General features: G+C 67.0%; 15 protein-coding genes. 10 read left to right on the top strand and 5 right to left on the bottom strand.

Annotated elements, in window-relative coordinates; all coding sequences use genetic code 11:
• Positions 1–5: 5 nt before the first annotated feature.
• Complete coding sequence (locus tag DIE13_RS24305; protein ID WP_096509015.1) at positions 6–173, bottom strand: hypothetical protein; 168 nt, start codon at positions 171–173, stop codon at positions 6–8.
• 242 nt (positions 174–415) lie between these two features.
• Here DIE13_RS24305 and DIE13_RS24310 point away from each other — a divergent pair, with 242 nt between their 5' ends.
• The 3 genes from DIE13_RS24310 to DIE13_RS24320 are packed head-to-tail and all read left to right on the top strand — an operon-like array spanning position 416 to position 3,900.
• Positions 416–1,456 (top strand): Fe(3+) ABC transporter substrate-binding protein, encoded by a 1,041-nt coding sequence (locus DIE13_RS24310; RefSeq protein ID WP_124829652.1) that lies wholly within the window; start codon positions 416–418, stop codon positions 1,454–1,456.
• On the top strand, positions 1,446–3,122 hold the full coding sequence (locus tag DIE13_RS24315; RefSeq protein WP_124829653.1) for an iron ABC transporter permease: 1,677 nt from the start codon (positions 1,446–1,448) through the stop codon (positions 3,120–3,122). Before DIE13_RS24310 ends, DIE13_RS24315 begins: the two co-directional genes overlap by 11 nt.
• Before the next feature lie 4 nt (positions 3,123–3,126).
• Positions 3,127–3,900: an ABC transporter ATP-binding protein gene (locus tag DIE13_RS24320; RefSeq protein WP_124829654.1), complete on the top strand. Its 774-nt coding sequence runs from the start codon at positions 3,127–3,129 to the stop codon at positions 3,898–3,900.
• 98 nt (positions 3,901–3,998) lie between these two features.
• Here DIE13_RS24320 and DIE13_RS24325 read toward each other — a convergent pair whose 3' ends face one another.
• The 4 genes from DIE13_RS24325 to DIE13_RS24340 form a co-directional block, all read right to left on the bottom strand.
• Positions 3,999–4,469, bottom strand: coding sequence for an Lrp/AsnC family transcriptional regulator (locus tag DIE13_RS24325; RefSeq protein ID WP_096509011.1), 471 nt, complete (start codon positions 4,467–4,469; stop codon positions 3,999–4,001).
• A gap of 283 nt (positions 4,470–4,752) precedes the next feature.
• Complete coding sequence (locus DIE13_RS24330) at positions 4,753–5,394, bottom strand: NAD(P)-dependent oxidoreductase (protein ID WP_124829655.1); 642 nt, start codon at positions 5,392–5,394, stop codon at positions 4,753–4,755.
• A gap of 137 nt (positions 5,395–5,531) precedes the next feature.
• Positions 5,532–5,987, bottom strand: a complete 456-nt coding sequence (locus DIE13_RS24335; RefSeq protein WP_124829656.1) for an Rrf2 family transcriptional regulator — start codon at positions 5,985–5,987, stop codon at positions 5,532–5,534.
• A 93-nt stretch (positions 5,988–6,080) separates the two neighbouring features.
• Positions 6,081–6,506: a hypothetical protein gene (locus DIE13_RS24340; RefSeq protein WP_124829657.1), complete on the bottom strand. Its 426-nt coding sequence runs from the start codon at positions 6,504–6,506 to the stop codon at positions 6,081–6,083.
• A 193-nt stretch (positions 6,507–6,699) separates the two neighbouring features.
• On the opposite strand from DIE13_RS24340, the gene DIE13_RS24345 reads away from it, so the two are divergent.
• From DIE13_RS24345 to DIE13_RS24375, 7 genes are all read left to right on the top strand, one after another.
• Positions 6,700–7,035 (top strand): hypothetical protein, encoded by a 336-nt coding sequence (locus tag DIE13_RS24345; protein ID WP_124829658.1) that lies wholly within the window; start codon positions 6,700–6,702, stop codon positions 7,033–7,035.
• Between the two features lie 253 nt (positions 7,036–7,288).
• Entirely contained in the window at positions 7,289–8,482 is a 1,194-nt protein-coding gene (locus tag DIE13_RS24350; RefSeq protein WP_098549255.1) for an ammonium transporter, read from the top strand.
• A 202-nt stretch (positions 8,483–8,684) separates the two neighbouring features.
• Positions 8,685–10,649 carry a PhoX family phosphatase gene (locus DIE13_RS24355; protein ID WP_124829659.1) on the top strand — a complete coding sequence of 655 codons (1,965 nt, stop codon included), beginning with the start codon at positions 8,685–8,687 and terminating at the stop codon, positions 10,647–10,649.
• A gap of 563 nt (positions 10,650–11,212) precedes the next feature.
• Positions 11,213–12,037 (top strand): IclR family transcriptional regulator, encoded by an 825-nt coding sequence (locus tag DIE13_RS24360; protein ID WP_124829660.1) that lies wholly within the window; start codon positions 11,213–11,215, stop codon positions 12,035–12,037.
• Positions 12,038–12,283: 246 nt separating this feature from the next.
• Positions 12,284–13,651 (top strand): MdtA/MuxA family multidrug efflux RND transporter periplasmic adaptor subunit, encoded by a 1,368-nt coding sequence (locus tag DIE13_RS24365; protein ID WP_124829661.1) that lies wholly within the window; start codon positions 12,284–12,286, stop codon positions 13,649–13,651.
• Positions 13,652–13,666: 15 nt separating this feature from the next.
• Positions 13,667–16,780, top strand: a complete 3,114-nt coding sequence (locus DIE13_RS24370; RefSeq protein ID WP_124829662.1) for an MdtB/MuxB family multidrug efflux RND transporter permease subunit — start codon at positions 13,667–13,669, stop codon at positions 16,778–16,780.
• Positions 16,781–16,783: 3 nt separating this feature from the next.
• Positions 16,784–19,675 (top strand): efflux RND transporter permease subunit (locus DIE13_RS24375; RefSeq protein ID WP_124829663.1); only part of this gene is annotated, 2,892 nt, incomplete at its 3' end.

Consider the following 19,675-nt stretch of genomic DNA (forward strand, 5'->3'; position numbering starts at 1 on the left):
CTCGTTCAGTGCGACGCGGCGCTCGCGCTCGCAGCCTCGGCCGGATGGGCCTCGTCGTATGCGCGTTTCTGCGACACGGCGTTGTACAGGATCGTCCCGATCACGAGCAGCACGGCCACGACGATCAGAATGCTCACGTTGCGGACAGGGTTCTTCTTGCGCTGATCGTTCATGGTCGAGGCGACTCCGTCAATTTTGTCGAAGCGGGCATTCTACGCGCTTGCGCACGTGCTGCGACGCCACGTTTGCGTTCCGTCCCCCGCCTTTCCCCGCTGTCCGCCGAAACCTTTCATTTGATAATCATTCCCATTCCGATCTAGAATCCAGAATCTTTCGTTTTGTAATGTTTCGGGTTGCCCGGATGGCAGGCACACCCCGGAACGCTCCTTCGCCAACCTGCCTCACCGGAGTCTCCATGTCGAATCCGCGCACCCGCCTGCTGCCGCTCGCCGGCGCCCTCGCCTTTGCCGCCGCATTCGCGCCGCTGGCCCACGCAGCCGAGGAAGTCAACCTTTACACCACGCGCGAACCGAAGCTGATCCAGCCGCTGATCGATGCGTTCACGCAGCAGAGCGGCGTCAAGGTCAATACGGTGTTCGTGAAGGACGGCCTGCTCGAACGGGTGAAGGCCGAAGGCGCGCAGTCGCCCGCCGACGTGCTGATGACGGTCGACATCGGCAACCTGCTCGATCTCGTCGACGGCGGGCTTGCGCAGCCGGTGCGCTCGAAGGTGCTCGACGACGCGATTCCGGCGAATCTGCGCGGCGCGCAAGGCGACTGGTATGCGCTGTCGCTGCGCGATCGCGTGCTGTATGTCGAAAAGGACCTGAAGGTCGACGCGTTCCGCTACGAGGATCTCGCCCATCCGAAATGGAAGGGCAAGGTCTGCATCCGCTCGGGACAGCATCCGTACAACACCGCACTCGTCGCCGCGATGATCGCGCACGACGGTGAAGCCGCGACCGAGAAGTGGCTGCGCGGCGTGAAGGCGAACCTCGCACGCAAGGCGACGGGCGGCGATCGCGACGTCGCGCGCGACATCCTCGGCGGCATCTGCGACGTCGGTCTCGCGAATGCTTACTACGTCGGCCACATGAAGCATGCCGAGCCCGGCACCGACGCACGCAAGTGGGGCGACGCGATCAAGGTCGTGCGGCCGACGTTCGCGAACGCGAAGAGCGGCGGCACGCACGTGAACATCAGCGGCGCGACGGTCGCGAAGCACGCGCCGCACAAGGCCAACGCAGTGAAGCTGCTCGAATACCTGGTGTCGCCGCAAGCGCAGGCGCTGTATGCGCAGGCGAACTACGAATACCCGGTGCGCGCGAACGTGAAGCTCGATCCGGTGATCGCGAGCTTCGGCACGCTGAAGGTCGACCCGCTGCCGCTGACGGACATCGCGAAGCATCGCAAGGCGGCCAGCCAGCTCGTCGACAAGGTCGGCTTTGACAATTGATGCATCGATCGTCCGCGCGCGCCGCCAGCCGTTACGCCCGCGCGCGGGCAGCCTTGCGCTGATCGCGGCCGCCGCGATCGCCGCGGCGGTCGCTGCGCCGCTCGCGGTGCTGGTCGCCGCCGCATTCGGCGCCGATCTCGCGCACTGGCGGCATCTCGCCGAATTCGTGCTGCCGCAGGCGCTCGCCAATACGCTGCTGCTGCTCGCGGGCGTCGGCGCGATCGTCACGGTGATCGGCACCGGCTGCGCGTGGCTCGTCACCGCGTACGACTTTCCCGGCCGCCGAACGCTGACGTGGGCGCTGCTGCTGCCGCTCGCGGTGCCGACCTATATCGTCGCGTTCGCGTATCTCGACCTGCTGCATCCGATCGGCCCCGTGCAAAGCGCGCTGCGCGCGCTGCTCGGCTTCGACAGCCCGCGCCAGTTCCGCCTGCCCGACCTGCGCTCTCTGCCCGGCGCGATCTTCGTGCTCGGCTTCGTGCTGTATCCGTATGTGTACCTGAGCACGCGCGCGATGTTCGTCACGCAGTCCGCGAGCCTGCTCGAAGCGGCGCGCACGCTCGGCGCGGGACGCATCGCGACGTTCTGGCACGTCGTCCTGCCGCTCGCGCGCCCCGCGATCGCCGTCGGCGTGAGCCTCGCGCTGCTCGAAACGCTGAACGACATCGGCGCGTCGGAATTCCTCGGCGTGCAGACGCTGACCGTATCGGTCTACACGACGTGGATCACGCGCTCCGATCTCGCCAGCGCTGCACAGATCGCACTCGCGATGCTTGCGATCGTCGTCGGCATGATCGCGCTCGAACGTTACGGACGCCGCCGCCAGCGCTACGCGCACGGCCGGCGCATGCGCCCGATCGCGCAGCGCCGGCTGACGGGCGCGGCCGCATGGAGCGCCGCCGCGCTCTGCTGGCTGCCCGTGCTGCTCGGCTTTGGCGCGCCGGCCGCGTATCTCGCTGCCGAGACCGGCAAGCGGCTGCATCTCGTCGGCGGCGTATCCGCGCAACTGCTGATCGGGCTCGCGAACACGCTGACGATCGCCGCCGCCGCGACCGTCGCGACGCTCGTGTGCGGGCTCGTCGTCGCATGGGCGGCGCGCGCGCAGCGCGACAGCGCGCGTGCGGGTCCGGCCCGCGCATGCGCGCGGATCGCGAGCCTCGGCTATGCGGTGCCGGGCACCGTGCTCGCGATCGGCCTGCTGATCCCGTTCGCGGCGGCCGACCGGCTGCTCGGTGCGACGCTCGGCCGCGACGGGCTGCTGCTGATGGGATCCGCGGCCGCACTGGTGATCGCCTACGCCGTGCGTTTTCTCGCGATCTCGACCGGCAGCATCGAGGCCGGCCTCGCACGGATTCCGCCGTCGCTCGAACAGGCCGCGCGCTCGCTTGGCGAGACGGCCGGCGGCACGCTGCGCCGCGTACACCTGCCGCTGCTGCGGCCCGCGCTCACGACGAGCGCACTGCTCGTCTTCGTCGACGCGATGAAGGAGTTGCCGGCGACGCTGCTGCTGCGCCCGCTGAATTTCGACACGCTCGCGACCTGGCTTTATGCGGAAGCCGCGCGCGGCACCTATGAGGAAGGAGCGGTCGCCGCGCTCGCGATCGTGCTGGCCGGGCTCGTGCCGGTAATCCTGCTCGCGCGCACCCGCCACAAGATCGGAGCCTGAAACCGTGAACCTGCTCGAACTCGACGACCTCTGCGTCGCCTACGACACGCCGCAAGGCCGCCGCACGGTGGTCGACGGGCTGAGCCTCGCGCTGCCGCGCGGCGACATCGGCTGCCTGCTCGGCGCATCGGGTTGCGGAAAGACCACCGTGCTGCGCGCGATCGCCGGCTTCGAGCCGGTGCGCATGGGGCGCATCGTGCTGGACGGCACCCCCGTCGCCGCGCCGGCGCTCGACGTGCCGCCCGAGCGGCGGCGCATCGGGATGATGTTCCAGGACTACGCGCTATTCCCGCACCTGAACGCGGCCGAGAACATCGCGTTCGGCCTGCGCCGGATGCCGAAGGCCGAGCGCCGCGTGCGGGTCGCCGACATGCTCGATCTCGTCGGGCTCGCCGATTCGGGCGGCGCCTATCCGCACGAGCTGTCGGGTGGCCAGCAGCAACGCGTCGCCCTCGCCCGTGCGCTCGCGCCGTCGCCGGAACTGCTGCTGCTCGACGAGCCGTTCTCGAATCTCGACGTCGATACGCGCGAGCGGCTCGCGTTCGAACTGCGCGAAATCCTGAAGCGCACCGGCCACACCGCGATCCTGGTCACGCACAACCAGGCGGAAGCATTTGCGATCGCCGACCGGATCGGCGTGATGAAGGATGGCCAGCTCGCGCAATGGGACACGCCGTATGCACTGCATCGCCATCCGGCCAGCCCGTTCGTCGCGGAGTTCGTGCGCCGCGACGCGCTGGCGGACGAACGCGCGCGCGCACTCGCACGGGGCCGCTGAGCGCGCGGTCACGGCGCGTATCGTTGTCGGGGGCGGCGTACCCGCACGCCGCGCCGCACCTTGCCGCCTTGCCGCGTAAGGCCGGCCTGGTGCCGCCCTTATGCCGGCTCGGAAAGATCGCGCACCGGCAGCGCGGTCGAATACTTGATCTGCTCCATCGCGAACGACGAGCTGACGTCGAACAGCGGCACCGTCCGGATCAGTTGCTTGTACACGCGATCGTAATCGTCGATGCCGGCCACCACCACGCGCAGCAAGTAGTCGGTCTCGCCGCTCATCCGGTACACCTCGACGACCTCCGGCATGTCGCGCACGGCCTGCGTGAAGCGCTGCGCCCACTCTTCGGTGTGCTGGTTGGTGCGGATCGCGACGAACACGGTCGTGCCGACGCCGAGCTTGCGCGGATCGCACAGCGCGACCTGCGCGCGGATCGCGCCGGTTTCCTTGAGCCGCTGCACGCGCTTCCAGCATGGCGTCTGCGACAAGTTCACCCGCTGCGCGAGCTCCGCGATCGGCAGTGTGGCATCTGCCTGCAACAGCTCCAGCAGCTTGCGATCGATGGCATCCATTTACCCGGTCCTTCTTCGATAGAAATTTTTTCTATGCATTCAGCATGACGGGGAACAATATGGAAACCGCTGCGCCGCGTCGACCGGGATAAATACCAATCGAGCGCGAGACGATTCGCCGTATGCACTTCCGTTCGCACCGAAAGGCCCGAAATCAGCATGCCAAACGAAACGGGCGACTCCCCCCGTCAAGGGGGAGCCGCCCGAAATCACGACCCGTTGCGGGGTGGCGCCGCGTGCAATCCATATGCCGCCGCTTACGCACCGCCCGCCGCGATGCCGCTCAATACGCGACCGTCGCGATCTCGCGCACGAAGCTGTGCTGCTCGAGCGCATCGACGAACGCGACCGCGTAGTCTTCCGCCGAAATCTTGCTGTTGCCCTGCGCGTCCGCGATCAGCTTGCCGGCGCCGGTACGGAACGTGCCTGTGCGCTCTCCCGGCGCGATCAGCGCGGCCGGCGCGAAGAACGTCCAGTCGAGGTCGCTGACCGTTTCGAGATAGTCGAGCGCATCGCGATGCGCAAGCGCGACCGCCTTGTATGCGTCCGGGAAGCCTTCGGTGTCGACGAGTTGCTTGCCGGGCGCCACTTCGAGCGAACCGGCGCCGCCCACCACGACGAGCCGCTTCAGGCCCGCTTCGCGCGTGCCGGCAACCAGCGCCTTCGCAGCCGCGACGACCTTCGCGGCATCGTCCTGTTTCGGACCGTACGCGCTCGCGACGACGTCGTGCCCCGGCAACGCAGCCGCAATGCTGGCCGCATCGAACAGATCGGCCACCTTTGCAGTGATGCCGTCGCCGGCCGTGCCCGGATGGCGCGACAGCGCGGTCACGCGATGGCCGCGACGCGCGGCTTCCACGGCGATGCGCGAGCCGATCATGCCGGTGGCGCCAAACAGCGCGATGTTCAAGGTACGTTGCGTCATATCGATTCTCCAGAAATAAAAAGTAACTACAGTAATTACATATAAGACCGAAAAAAAACGGAGCAAACGCCCCGTTGCGCCGACCGCCGCGCATGCGCGCCGCCGGCTTCCTGCCCTGCATCTTCCATTGCCCGCGCCTACCCGCCCGCGCTTCCGGCAGCCCGGCCGCGCTGCTCCGATTCGAGCACGTCTGCCGTGACGTCGGCCAGCGTGCGCGTGGCGAGCGATGCTTCCATCGCACGCTGCGCGTCGCCGATATAGTCGATCAGCGCGCCCTGGATGTGCCGTCCGACGAGGCACGCCGGATTCGGCGCCTCGCGGTGCAGCGCAAAGAGCTGCGCATCGTCGACCGCGCGATACACGTCGAGCAGCGTGATGTCGCCGGGCTCGCGCGCCAGCAGCGCACCGCCTCCGGCGCCAAGCTGCGACGTGGTGAGCCCCGCGGCCGCCAGCATCGACAACAGCCGGCGGATCAGCGCCGGATTCGTGTTCACGCTGCCAGCAATGATCTCGGACGACAGTGGCGCACCTTCCTGCATCGACAGCAAGGCAAGCACGTGAACGGCAAACGCGAACCGGCTGCTGGTATTCATTCCTCACTCACTCGGCTGACGCCGGCCCGGACAGCGGCCGGCGTCAATATGTAACCACTATAATTACATTTCACGGATTATGCAAGCACGCGTTCAGTTGCTGGCCGGCTTCGCGTCTGTCGCATTCTGCTGGCTCCATTGCTGGAGCTTCTTGCCGGCCTCCGCCATCTTCGCGCCTGCTTCGGATGCCGCATGCGCGACGACAGACGAAGCCGCCGCATCGAACTGCGCCTGCGCGGCGGAGGCGAGACCGCTCGCGGACAGCGGCGGCACGGCCGACGCCGCCGACGCGATACCGGCCTTCGCGGCATCGATCTGCTGGTTGACGGTGCTCGCCACCTGATCGAGCGCCTTGGCCGCATTGTTCGCGGCATCGGCGGCCGCGCTCGCGGCCGTATCGGGTTGCGTGGCCGGCGTGCCGGACTTCTCGCAGCCAGCGAGCAACAACGCGGCGCCGATGGTCGCGACCGCCAGTACAGAGCCGGGCGCGCGACGCGCCCGCCAAGTCTTCATCTTCATCAGCAATCTCCGGCCGAGCATCGCACGGCCTGAATGGTTGGACCGACGTCGATGATACCGCCTGCAGAACGGGGCCAATGACGACTCACGATTAAAAATGCCTTTCAATTTCGGATTCGTCTGATTCAATCGCAGGCGCAACGACACTAAAGTGGGCACGCTTCGATCCGCTTCGTCCGTCTCTCGCTCCTTCATGGCTTTCCTCATCGACTGGTTCATCGCACTGGCTGCCGTGCTCGCCACTACCCTGTTCCTGTGCCTGCGCCCCCCGTCCGCACAGCGCCTGCGCGACGCCGGGCACGCGCGCCGCATCGCGTCCGCGCGCCTGCTCGCACAGGCCGTGATCGGCTTCTGGACGGCCGCGCTGATCGTCGCGCAAGGCATCCTCGGCCCCGACGGCAGCGGCCAGTCGCCCGGGGGCATCGCGGCACTCGCATTCGCCGCGCTCGGGCTGGCGGCCGTGGCGACTTACTGGTCGGCGTGCGCGTTGCGGCTGCGCCGCCCGCGCATGCTGTTCGCGCGACGCTGACGCGCCAGCACGGTGCATCGCGGCGCACCACGCCGCACCGCGCCGCGCGTCGCACGCACCAGTTACGCACGACGCGCACCACACACGTGCATTCGATGCGGCCCGTTGCCCCCGCCTCGCCTGCCCCGCGATCGTGCACGCCTCACCCGAATGCCACACCGCCGGGCCTTCAGCACCAATTGCACGCAGCCGTTCACCAAGTTGGCTCGATACTTGCATTCGTTGCCCGTTTTTTGCGCAAGGAAGCCACGGCATGGATGGTCTGAAATCCGGCGTCGACACACTGTTCCTGTTGATCGGCGCCGTTATGGTGCTCGCGATGCACGCGGGCTTCGCATTTCTCGAGCTCGGCACGGTCCGCAAGAAGAATCAGGTCAACGCACTCGTGAAAATCCTGGTCGACTTCTCAGTGTCGACGCTCGCGTACTTCTTCATCGGCTATACGATCGCGTACGGCGTCGAGTTCTTCGACGACATCGGCACGCTGTCGCAGCACAGCGGCTACGCACTCGTGCGTTTCTTCTTCCTGCTGACGTTCGCGGCGGCCATTCCCGCGATCGTGTCCGGCGGCATCGCCGAGCGCGCGAAATTCAATCCGCAGCTCGTCGCGACGCTGATCATCGTCGGCTTCATCTATCCGTTCTTCGAAGGGATCGCATGGAACGGCCGCTTCGGCGTGCAGGACTGGCTCACGCATGCGTTCGGTGCGCCGTTCCACGATTTCGCGGGCTCGGTCGTCGTGCACGCGTTCGGCGGCTGGGTCGCGCTGCCGGCCGTGCTGCTGCTCGGCGCGCGCCACGGCCGCTATGCGAAGGACGGCCGGATCGCCGCGCACCCGCCGTCGAACATCCCGTTCCTCGCGCTCGGCGCGTGGGTGCTCGCGGTGGGCTGGTTCGGCTTCAACGTGATGAGCGCGCAGACGCTCGACAAGATCAGCGGCCTCGTCGCGGTGAACTCGCTGATGGCGATGGTCGGCGGCACGCTCGCCGCGTGGATGGCCGGCCGCAACGACCCGGGCTTCACGTACAACGGCCCGCTCGCGGGCCTCGTCGCGGTATGCGCGGGCTCCGACGTGATGCACCCGATCGGTGCGCTCGTTACGGGCGCCGTGGCCGGCGCGCTGTTCGTCGCGATGTTCACGTGCGTGCAGAACAAGTGGCGCATCGACGACGTGCTCGGCGTGTGGCCGCTGCACGGCATGTGCGGCGCGCTCGGCGGGCTCGCGGCCGGCGTGTTCGGACAGCCCGCACTGGGCGGCCTCGGCGGCGTGTCGTTCGTGTCGCAGCTCATCGGCACGCTCGGCGGCATTGCGATCGCGACTGCGGGCGGCACGCTCGTCTACGGCGCGCTGAAGGCGACCGTCGGGCTGCGTCTGGACCGTGAAGCCGAATTCGACGGCGCCGACCTGTCGATCCACCGCATCTCGGCCACACCCGAGCGCGACTGAGCGCGACCGAGCGCATTCGAGCGCGAGACGGACATCCGGCAGCCTGCCTGACGGATGTCCGTCGCAACATTACGTTTTCAATTCAAAAAACTTTCATCCAGCACCCCTACACTTCCGTCCAGTTTTCAACTCGCCTTCGCAAAGCCTGCAAGTTGCCTGCCTCGCGAAGACGACTCTTCCAACAATCGAAACTGGACTCCACATGCCCGCGTTGCCCAATGCTTCCCGTCGTCAGGCCCTGAAGATCCTCGCCGGCGCGCCCATGCTGCCTCTTTCCGGCCTCGCGCTGCCAGCCCTGCTGACGGGCTGCGGCGGCGACGACAACCCCGCTTCAGTCACGACGCCGGCTGCTGCCGCCTACACATCGGCGGCATTCTCGGCGATGGCCGCCCCGACGCTCGACAATGCGGCCGCGATGGCCACCACGACGGTCGGATCGACGCTGTCGGTGTCGTTCTCCGACGGCTCGTCGCGCAACTTCAAGCTCGCGTACCGGCCGTTCTTCGTGACGGGCGACATGGTGCCGGACGGCAAGGGCGGCACGACGCTCGCAGGCGGCTACTACGACATCAACAACCAGCCGATCATCGATCGCTCGGTCGCCGGCAAGGAGCGCCAGTTCTATTCGGACTGCCCGGACGGCAGCTCGCTGCTGACGGTGAAGAACGCGAACGTGGCCGGCGTGAAAGGCAACACGGTATTCGCGGTCGTGCAGTTCGAATACACGACGCGCGACCAGGCAAGCGCATCGCAGTACGGCCAGCTGCCGTCGCCGATCGCGGTCATCACGCTCGACCAGGATCCGGCGAACGGTGCGCTGAAGGTCGTCAAGTATCACAACGTCGACACGTCGAAGGCGCACGGCCTGTGGATCACCTGCGGCGCGAGCCTGTCGCCGTGGGGCACGCACCTGTCGAGCGAGGAATACGAGCCGGACGCGACGAAGGCCGCGACCGACGCGCAGTTCAAGGCATTCAGCAAGAATACGTTCGGCGACGAGGCCAAGGCGAACCCCTATCACTACGGCCACCTGCCCGAGATCACGGTGAACCCGGACGGCACGGGCACGGTCAAGAAGCACTATTGCCTCGGCCGCATCTCGCACGAACTGATCCAGGTGATGCCGGACCAGCGCACCGTGATGATGGGTGACGATGCAACCAACGGCGGCGTGTTTATGTTCGTCGCCGACAAGGCGGCCGACCTGTCGGCCGGCACGCTGTACATCGCGAAGTGGACGCAGACATCGTCCGCCGGCGCCGGCAGCGCGACGCTGACGTGGATCAAGATCGGCCACGCGACGAGCAGCGAAATCGAGGCGCTCGCGAACAAGCTGAAGGCGTCGGACATCATGGACCTGACGACGACCGACCCGAACGATGCGAGCTACACGAAGATTCACTTCGGCGGCAAGTTCAACTGGATGCGCATCAAGCCCGGGATGGAAAAGGCGGCCGCGTTCCTCGAGACGCACCGTTATGCGGCGCTGATCGGCGGCAGCATGGCGTTCACGAAGCTCGAGGGCACGACGGTCAACGCGAAGGACAAGATCGTCTACACGGCGATGTCGCGGATCGAAACGTCGATGGTCCAGGGCAATGCCGTGTCGCGCGACGTCGCGGTCGACAAGAAGATCGCCGCGGGCGCCGTCTACGCGCTGAACCTGAAGGCCGGCCAGCGCGACACGTCGGGCGCCGCGATCGACAGCGAATGGGTGCCGGTCGACATGAGCGCGCCGGCCGCGCTCGTCGGCGAGGATCTCGCGACGGCGGACGCGCTGGGCAACCTCGCACACCCGGACAAGATCGCGAACCCGGACAACCTGAAGTTCTCCGAAAAGCTGCGCACCCTCTTCATCGGCGAAGACTCGGGCATGCACGTGAACAACTTCCTGTGGGCGTACAACGTCGATACGAAATCGCTCACGCGCGTGCTGTCGTGTCCGGCCGGCGCCGAATCGACGGGCCTGCACGCGGTCGACGAGATCAACGGCTGGACGTACATCATGAGCAACTTCCAGCACGCGGGCGACTGGGAGTCGCCGCTGCACGACAAGGTCAAGCCGACGCTCGATCCGCTCGTGCGCGCGAACTTCAAGGACCGGTTCGGCGCCAGCGTCGGCTACCTGACCGCGGAGCCGACCAGCATCAAGCTCGCGAAGGCCTGAGCATCGCGCGAGGGACAGCTCGCCCGATCGACGGTCCCTCGCCGCCCCGCTTCTTCATCACGTTTCATTCGTCGGCGCTCCACGCCGGTTTATGCGCGATGCCCGTTCGGGCGTCGCGCTTTTTTTCGTGCGCCGCACACACGCGCGCGCGCGGTCGAACGGGCGTTTTCAAACGATCGGGGATAATACGGGCCTGACGCGTCCGGCGGACGGGCAAAAAAAAGCGCCACGGAAACCGTGGCGCTAAAAAAGTTCTAGCCATTCCGAGGGCCGTGCTAGAACCTGAGAGACTGCGCGAAACACCGTTGCCGGTTAAACTCCTGAAACGATGTTTCGAAAACGTGAGACATTCTTTCCGTTTCCGCCCGACAAGTCAAGCGGTATTTGCACCGGTTTCTTCACTTTCCGGTAACGCTGCCTTGAGCGTTTTCCTAATAAACCAAGGGTGAACCCGTAAAATATCATCCAATGAACGCTTCACCCGTGGAACGCGCATGTTTTGACAATTATCGTACGATACCAACAAAATTGAAATCGAGTTTCGGAAATAGAGAGAATCCCTCGTGTCGACATCTGTAACGCCTCCCGTGCCCCGAGAACGCGAATCGTCGCCCGACGAAATCACCGCGCTCGCACGCGGCCTCGCCGTGCTGCGCCGCATCGCAGCGGCCGACGCACCGGTCAGCAATCGCGAGCTGACCGAACTGACCGGCATCCCGAAGCCGACCGTATCGCGCATCACGGCGACGCTCGTCAGCGCCGGCTTCCTGTTCCAGTTGCCCGACAGCGAGCGCTTCGTCCTGACCGCGTCGGTGCTCGAGCTGAGCCACGGTTTCCTGCGCAACTTCGACATCCGCGCGCGCTCGCGGCCGTTCATGATCGAACTCGCCGAGCGCACGTCGCTGTCCGTGCACCTCGCGGTGCGCGACCGGCTCGACATGGTCGCGATCGACGTGATCCGGCCGCGCTCGGCCGTGCTCGTCACGCGCCTCGAGATCGGCTCGCGGATGGACATCGCGCGCACCGCCGTCGGCCGCGCCTATCTCGTGGCGCTGGAGAACGACGAGCGGCGCGCGCTGCTCGACGCGCTGCGCATGACGGCCGGCGACGACTGGCCGCACGTCTCGGCTCGCCTGACCCCTGCGCTCGAAGATGCGATGCGCGAAGGCCATGCGATCGCAATCGGCGAATGGCGCGAAGGGCTGAACGCGGTTGCGGCCGGATTCGTCGGTCCGTCGGGCCAGCGCTACTCGGTCAATTGCGGCGGCGCGGCGAGCCAGTGCTCGCCCGAATGGCTGCAGGAACACGTGGTGCCCGCGCTGCACGAATGTATCGCGAAAATCACTCGCGAGATCGGCGGCGCGCCAGCCCGACGGGGCGACCTGTAATCGATTCGTCATCGTTCTGTCGCGTTCTGTAACGAGCGTAACCCGTTGAAAGATAGACTACTGGACTCTAACGGGGACGGGACGTAGGATCATGCCCATCGTCGCGCCGCATTCGCGGTGCGCACCGCTCTTTTCTCGCGCGGATCGGAAGGGCCCGGACCGAGCCAGCCCTCCGGCACCGCATGCCCACGCGCAGCTCCGCGCCCGTTGCCCCGGCACGCCGCGCCGTCTTCCTGACAGAACACGATGGACAACCAACAAAAGCCCACGCCCCCTTCGAAGGATCCCGCCTCCCCCGCCGCTCGCCGTCCGCGCCGCACACTGGTGCTCGGGACGCTTGCGGTCGTCGTCATCGGCGGCCTGCTGTGGTGGCATCCGTGGAGCCGTACGCCGGCCGGCGCGCCGGCAGCGGGCGGCGCGGCGTCCGGCGCCGCTGCAGGCGGTGGCGGGGGCGGTCATCGCGGCCGCGGCGGTCCCGCGGCGATGGCGAACGTGCCGCAACCGGTGTCGGTCGCGACCGCAACGCAAGGCGAGATGCCGATCGTGCTGTCCGCGCTCGGCACCGTGACGCCGCTCGCGAACGTGACGGTCAAAACGCAACTGTCGGGCTACCTGCAGTCCGTCGCGTTCCAGGAAGGCCAGATCGTAAAGAAAGGCGACCTGCTCGCGCAGATCGATCCGCGCCCGTACCAGGTGGCGCTCGAGAACGCCGAAGGCACGCTCGCGCGCGACCAGGCACTGCTCGCGACGGCCCGCATCGACCTGAAGCGCTACCAGACGCTGCTGTCGCAGGACTCGATCGCGTCGCAGACGGTCGACACGCAGGCCTCGCTCGTCAAGCAATACGAAGGGACGGTGAAGACCGACCAGGCGGCGATCGATTCCGCGAAGCTGAACCTCACGTACGCGCGCGTCACGGCGCCGGTGTCGGGCCGCGTCGGCCTGCGCCAGGTCGACCCGGGCAACTATGTAACACCGGGCGATACGAACGGGATCGTCGTGATCACGCAGCTCCAGCCGATGAGCGTGATCTTCACGACGTCGGAAGACAACCTGCCGCAGATCCTCAAGCAGGTGAACGCAGGCCAGAAGCTGTCGGTCACCGCATACAACCGCGACAACACGGTGCCGCTCGAAACGGGTTCGCTCGCAACGGTCGACAATCAGATCGATACCAGCACCGGCACGGTCAAGCTGCGCGCGATGTTCGATAACAAGGGCGGCCTGCTGTTCCCGAATCAGTTCGTCAACACTCGGCTGCTCGTCGACGTGCTCCGCAATGCGACCATCGTGCCGACGTCCGCGGTGCTGACCGGCTCGATCGGCCAGTTCGTCTACATCGTGAAGCCCGACAACACGGTGACGGTGCGCAAGGTCACGGCCGGCCCGGTCGACGGTGAGCGCACGAGCATCGCGAGCGGCGTCGCGATCGGCGAGCGCGTCGTCACCGACGGCTCCGACCGGCTGCGCGAAGGCGCGAAAGTCACGATCCCGGCCGACAAGCCGAAAGGCGCGCATGGCGCCGGAGCGGCGTCTGGCGCCTCGGGTACGGCCGGCCACCACGGCGGACACAAGCATGGCGCGTCGCAGGCTGCGGCCCCCGCGGCCCAGTAACGCGCGGGCCGCTCGATGAATCCATCCCGCCTCTTCATTCTCCGGCCGGTCGGCACCGCCCTCCTGATGGCGGCGATCATGCTGGCCGGTATCGTCGCGCTGCGCTTCCTGCCGCTCGCCGCCCTGCCGGAAGTCGACTACCCGACGATCCAGGTCCAGACCTTCTATCCGGGCGCGAGCCCGGAGGTGATGACGTCGTCGGTCACCGCGCCGCTGGAGCGGCAGTTCGGCCAGATGCCGTCGCTGAACCAGATGTCGTCGCAAAGCTCGGCCGGCGCATCGGTGATCACGCTGCAGTTCTCGCTCGACCTGCCGCTCGACATCGCCGAACAGGAAGTGCAGGCCGCGATCAACGCGGCCGGCAACCTGCTGCCGTCCGACCTCCCGGCCCCGCCGATCTACGCGAAGGTCAACCCGGCCGACGCGCCGGTGCTGACGCTCGCGATCACGTCGAAGACCCTGCCGCTCACGCAGGTGCAGGACCTGACCGACACGCGTCTCGCGATGAAGATCTCGCAGATCGCGGGCGTCGGCCTCGTGAGCCTGTCGGGCGGTAACCGGCCGGCGGTGCGGATCCAGGCGAACCCGACCGCGCTCGCGCAGTACGGGATGAACCTCGACGACCTGCGCACGACGATCTCGAACCTGAACGTGAACACGCCGAAGGGCAACTTCGACGGCCCGACGCGCGCGTACACGATCAATGCGAACGACCAGCTCACCAGCGCCGACCAGTACAACGACGCGGTGGTCGCGTACAAGAACGGCCGCCCGGTGATGCTGACCGACGTCGCGAAGGTCGTCGCCGGCTCGGAGAACACCAAGCTCGGCGCGTGGGTCGATTCGGAGCCCGCGATCGTGCTGAACGTGCAGCGCCAGCCGGGCGCGAACGTGATCGCGACTGTCGACGCGATCAAGGCGCAGTTGCCGAAGCTGCAGGAAACACTGCCCGCGGCGCTCGACGTGCAGATCGTCACCGACCGCACGACGATGATCCGCGCGGCCGTGCGCGACGTGCAGTTCGAACTGCTGCTCGCCGTCGCGCTGGTCGTGCTGGTGATGTACCTGTTCCTCGCGAACATCTACGCGACCATCATCCCGAGCCTGTCGGTGCCGCTGTCGCTGATCGGCACGCTCGCGGTGATGTACCTGGCCGGCTTCTCGCTGAACAACCTGTCGCTGATGGCGCTCACCATCGCGACCGGCTTCGTCGTCGACGATGCGATCGTGATGATCGAGAACATCGCGCGCTACGTCGAGGAAGGCGACACCGGGCTCGAGGCCGCGCTGAAGGGCTCGAAGCAGATCGGCTTCACGATCATCTCGCTGACGGTGTCGCTGATTGCGGTGCTGATCCCGCTGCTGTTCATGGGCGACGTGGTCGGCCGCCTGTTCCACGAATTCGCGATTACGCTCGCTGTGACGATCGTGATCTCGGCGATCGTGTCGCTCACGCTCGTGCCGATGATGTGCGCGAAGCTGCTGCGCCATTCGCCGCCGCCCGAGAGCCACCGCTTCGAGGCGCGCGTGCACCGCGGGATCGACTGGGTGATCGCGCGCTACGCGGTCGCGCTCGAATGGGTGCTGAACCGCCGGCGCTCGACGCTCGTCGTCGCGCTGATCACGCTCGGGCTGACCGCCCTGCTCTACGTGTACGTGCCGAAGGGCTTCTTCCCCGCGCAGGATACCGGCGTGATCCAGGCGATCACGCAGGCGCCGCAGTCGATTTCGTACAGCGCAATGGCCGAACGCCAGCAGGCGCTCGCGGCCGAGATCCTGAAGGATCCGAACGTGGAGAGCCTCACGTCCTTCATCGGCGTTGACGGCAGCAACATCACGCTGAACAGCGGCCGGATGCTGATCAACCTGAAGGCGCGCGACGATCGCTCCGAAACCGCTGCGCAGATCATCCGCGACCTGCAGCAGCGCGTCGCGAACGTGACGGGCATCTCGTTGTTCATGCAGTCGGTGCAGGATCTGACGATCGACTCGACCGTGAGCCCGACGCAGTACCAGTTCATGCTGACGAGCCCGAACGAGGACGAGTTCGCGACCTGGGTGCCGAAGCTCGTCGCACGGCTGCAGCAGGAGCCGTCGCTCGCCGACGTCGCGACCGACCTGCAGAGCAACGGCCAGTCGGTCTACATCGAGATCGACCGCGCGAGCGCCGCGCGCTTCGGCATCACGCCGGCGACCGTCGACAACGCGCTGTACGACGCGTTCGGCCAGCGTATCGTGTCGACCATCTTCACGCAGTCGAACCAGTACCGCGTGATTCTCGAGTCCGAGCCGAAGGAACAGCACTACGCCCAGTCGCTGAACGACATCTACCTGCCGTCCGCGGGCGGCGGCCAGGTGCCGCTGTCGTCGATCGCGTCGTTCCACGAACGGCCGTCGCCGCTGCTGGTCTCGCACCTGTCGCAGTTCCCGTCGACGACCATCTCGTTCAACCTCGCGCCGGGCGCGTCGCTCGGCGAGGCCGTTAAGGCGATCGACGCCGCGGAGAAGGACATCGCGCTGCCCGGCTCGTTCCAGACGCGCTTCCAGGGGGCCGCGCTCGCGTTCCAGGCGTCGCTGTCGAACCAGCTGTTCCTGATCCTCGCGGCCGTCATCACGATGTACATCGTGCTCGGCGTGCTGTACGAGAGCTACATCCACCCGATCACGATCCTGTCGACGCTGCCGTCGGCCGGCGTCGGCGCGCTGCTCGCGCTGATGATCACCGGCCACGACCTCGACATCATCGGGATCATCGGGATCGTGCTGCTGATCGGGATCGTGAAGAAGAACGCGATCATGATGATCGACTTCGCGCTCGAGGCCGAACGCGTCGAAGGCAAGCCGCCGCGCGAGGCGATCTATCAGGCGTGCCTGCTGCGGTTCCGGCCGATCCTGATGACGACGCTCGCAGCACTGCTCGGCGCGGTGCCGCTGATCGTCGGCTCCGGCGCGGGCTCCGAGCTGCGCCAGCCGCTCGGGATCGCGATCGCGGGCGGCCTGGTCGTGTCGCAGGTGCTGACGCTGTTCACGACGCCGGTGATCTACCTCGGCTTCGACAGCCTCGCGCGTCGCGTGCGCGGCTGGTTCGAACGGCACGGCCCCGCCGCCGGCAAGCACACTGATGCGTAAGCCATGAACCTGTCGCGCCCCTTCATCACCCGCCCCGTCGCGACGACGCTGCTCGCGCTCGGCGTCGCGCTCGCGGGCCTGTTCGCGTTCATCAAGCTGCCGGTGTCGCCGCTGCCGCAGGTCGACTTCCCGACCATCTCGGTGCAGGCGTCGCTGCCCGGCGCGAGCCCGGAGACGGTCGCGACCAGCGTGACCAGCCCGCTCGAGCGGCACCTCGGCTCGATCGCCGACGTCACCGAAATGACGTCGACCAGCACCGTCGGCAACGCGCGGATCATCCTGCAGTTCGGGCTGAACCGCGACATCGACGGCGCCGCGCGCGACGTGCAGGCCGCGATCAATGCCGCGCGCGCCGACCTGCCCGCATCGCTGAAGAGCAACCCGACGTACCGCAAGGTCAACCCGGCCGATTCGCCGATCATGATCGTGTCGCTGACGTCGGAAACGTCGTCGCCCGCGAAGCTGTACGACGCCGCGTCGACCGTGCTGCAGCAGTCGCTGTCGCAGATCGACGGGATCGGCCAGGTGACGGTGAGCGGCTCCGCGAACCCGGCCGTGCGCGTCGAGCTCCAGCCGCAGGCGCTGTTCCACTACGGGATCGGCCTCGAGGACGTGCGCGCGGCGCTCTCGTCCGCCAACGCGAACAGCCCGAAGGGCGCGATCGAGTTCGGCCCGCAGCACTACCAGCTCTATACGAACGACCAGGCGTCGCAGGCATCGCAGTACCGCGATCTCGTCGTCGCGTACCGCAACGGCGCGGCCGTGCGGCTGTCGGATCTGTCCGACGTCGTCGATTCGGTCGAGGATCTGCGCAACCTCGGCCTGTCGAACGGCAAGCGCGCGGTGCTCGTGATCCTCTACCGCTCCCCCGGCGCGAACATCATCGACACGATCGACCGCGTGCGCGCGGCGCTGCCGCAGCTCACCGCGTCGCTGCCGGCCGACATCACGGTCACGCCGGTACTCGACCGGTCGACCACCATTCGCGCGTCGCTGAAGGACACCGAGCACACGCTGCTGATCGCGGTCAGCCTCGTCGTGATGGTCGTGTTCCTGTTCCTGCGCAACTGGCGCGCGACCCTGATCCCGAGCGTGGCGGTGCCGATCTCGATCATCGGCACGTTCGGCGCGATGTACCTGCTCGGCTTCTCGATCGACAACCTGTCGCTGATGGCGCTGATCGTCGCGACCGGGTTCGTCGTCGACGACGCGATCGTCGTGCTGGAGAACATCACCCGCCACATCGAGAACGGCAAGCCGCGGCTGCAGGCCGCGTTCGACGGCGCCCGCGAGGTCGGCTTCACGGTGCTGTCGATGAGCATTTCGCTCGTCGCGGTGTTCCTGCCGATCCTGCTGATGGGCGGCATCGTCGGGCGCCTGTTCCGCGAGTTCGCGCTGACGCTGTCGCTCGCGATCGCCGTGTCGCTCGCGGTCTCGCTCACGGTCACGCCGATGATGTGCGCGCGCCTGCTGCGCGAGCCGCACGAGGTCGAGGACGAAGGCCGCTTCGGCCGCTTCCTCGAGCGCGTCTTCACGCGAATGCAGCGCGGCTACGAGCGTTCGCTGTCGTGGGCGCTGCGCCGCCCGCTGCTGATCGTGCTGATCCTGTTCGCGACGATCGGTCTCAACGTCTACCTGTATATCGTCGTACCGAAGGGCTTCTTCCCGCAGCAGGACACCGGGCTGATGATCGGCGGCATTCGGGCCGACCAGTCCACGTCGTTCCAGGCGATGAAGCAGAAGTTCACCGAGATGATGCGGATCGTGCAGGCCAACCCGAACGTGCAGAGCGTCGCGGGCTTCACCGGCGGCACGCAGACCAACTCGGGCTTCATGTTCGTGATGCTGAAGGATCGCACCCAGCGCAAGCTGTCCGCCGACCAGGTGATCCAACAGTTGCGCAAGCCGCTGTCGGACGTCGCGGGCGCGAGCACGTTCCTGCAAGCCGCACAGGACATTCGCGTGGGCGGCCGGCAGAGCAACGCGCAGTACCAGTTCACGCTGCTCGGCGATTCGACCGCCGATCTGTACAAATGGGGGCCGCTGCTGACCGAGGCGCTGCAAAAACGCCCCGAACTGACCGACGTGAACTCCGACCAGCAGCAAGGCGGCATGGAGGCAATGGTGACGATCGACCGGGCAACCGCCGCGCGATTCGGCATCAAGCCCGCGCAGATCGACAACACGCTGTACGACGCGTTCGGCCAGCGCCAGGTCTCGACGATCTACAACCCGCTGAACCAGTACCACGTCGTGATGGAAGTCGCGCCGCAATACTGGCAGAGCCCGGAGATGCTGAACCAGGTATGGATCAGCACGTCGGGCGGCAGCGCGAACGGCTCGCAGACCACCAACGCCGCCGCCGGCACCTTCGTCGCGACGTCGGCCGGCACGTCGAGCGCCGCCACGGCCGCCACCAGCGCCGCGGCGATCGCCTCCGATTCCGCGCGCAACCAGGCGCTGAACTCGATCGCGTCGAGCGGCAAGTCGAGTGCGTCGTCGGGCGCGTCGGTGTCGACGTCGAAATCGACGATGATCCCGCTGTCGGCGATCGCGACATTCGGCCCGAGCACGACGCCGCTGTCGGTCAACCACCAGGGGCTGTTCGTCGCGACGACGATCTCGTTCAACCTGCCGCCGGGCGTGTCGCTGTCGCAGGCGACCCAGGTGATCTACCAGACGATGGCGCAGATCGGCGTGCCGCCAACGATCGTCGGCAGCTTCCAGGGCACCGCGCAGGCGTTCCAGCAATCGCTGAACAACCAGCCGATCCTGATCCTCGCGGCGCTGCTGGCCGTCTACATCGTGCTCGGGATCCTGTACGAGAGCTACATCCACCCGATCACGATCCTGTCGACGCTGCCGTCGGCCGGCGTCGGCGCGCTGCTCGCGCTG

Origin of the sequence: Burkholderia sp. Bp9016, assembly GCF_003857765.1 — a bacterium.
Taxonomy (GTDB): Bacteria; Pseudomonadota; Gammaproteobacteria; order Burkholderiales; family Burkholderiaceae; genus Burkholderia.

What these genes read in the sequence shown, in the direction of transcription:
- DIE13_RS24310 (WP_124829652.1), top strand. Translation starts at nt 416, where the DNA reads ATGTCGAATCCGCGCACCCGCCTGCTGCCGCTCGCCGGCGCCCTCGCC.
- DIE13_RS24365 (WP_124829661.1), top strand. Translation starts at nt 12,284, where the DNA reads ATGGACAACCAACAAAAGCCCACGCCCCCTTCGAAGGATCCCGCCTCC.
- DIE13_RS24355 (WP_124829659.1), top strand. Translation starts at nt 8,685, where the DNA reads ATGCCCGCGTTGCCCAATGCTTCCCGTCGTCAGGCCCTGAAGATCCTC.
- DIE13_RS24340 (WP_124829657.1), bottom strand. Translation starts at nt 6,506, where the DNA reads ATGAAGATGAAGACTTGGCGGGCGCGTCGCGCGCCCGGCTCTGTACTG.
- DIE13_RS24345 (WP_124829658.1), top strand. Translation starts at nt 6,700, where the DNA reads ATGGCTTTCCTCATCGACTGGTTCATCGCACTGGCTGCCGTGCTCGCC.
- DIE13_RS24305 (WP_096509015.1), bottom strand. Translation starts at nt 173, where the DNA reads ATGAACGATCAGCGCAAGAAGAACCCTGTCCGCAACGTGAGCATTCTG.
- DIE13_RS24325 (WP_096509011.1), bottom strand. Translation starts at nt 4,469, where the DNA reads ATGGATGCCATCGATCGCAAGCTGCTGGAGCTGTTGCAGGCAGATGCC.
- DIE13_RS24335 (WP_124829656.1), bottom strand. Translation starts at nt 5,987, where the DNA reads ATGAATACCAGCAGCCGGTTCGCGTTTGCCGTTCACGTGCTTGCCTTG.
- DIE13_RS24370 (WP_124829662.1), top strand. Translation starts at nt 13,667, where the DNA reads ATGAATCCATCCCGCCTCTTCATTCTCCGGCCGGTCGGCACCGCCCTC.
- DIE13_RS24330 (WP_124829655.1), bottom strand. Translation starts at nt 5,394, where the DNA reads ATGACGCAACGTACCTTGAACATCGCGCTGTTTGGCGCCACCGGCATG.
- DIE13_RS24350 (WP_098549255.1), top strand. Translation starts at nt 7,289, where the DNA reads ATGGATGGTCTGAAATCCGGCGTCGACACACTGTTCCTGTTGATCGGC.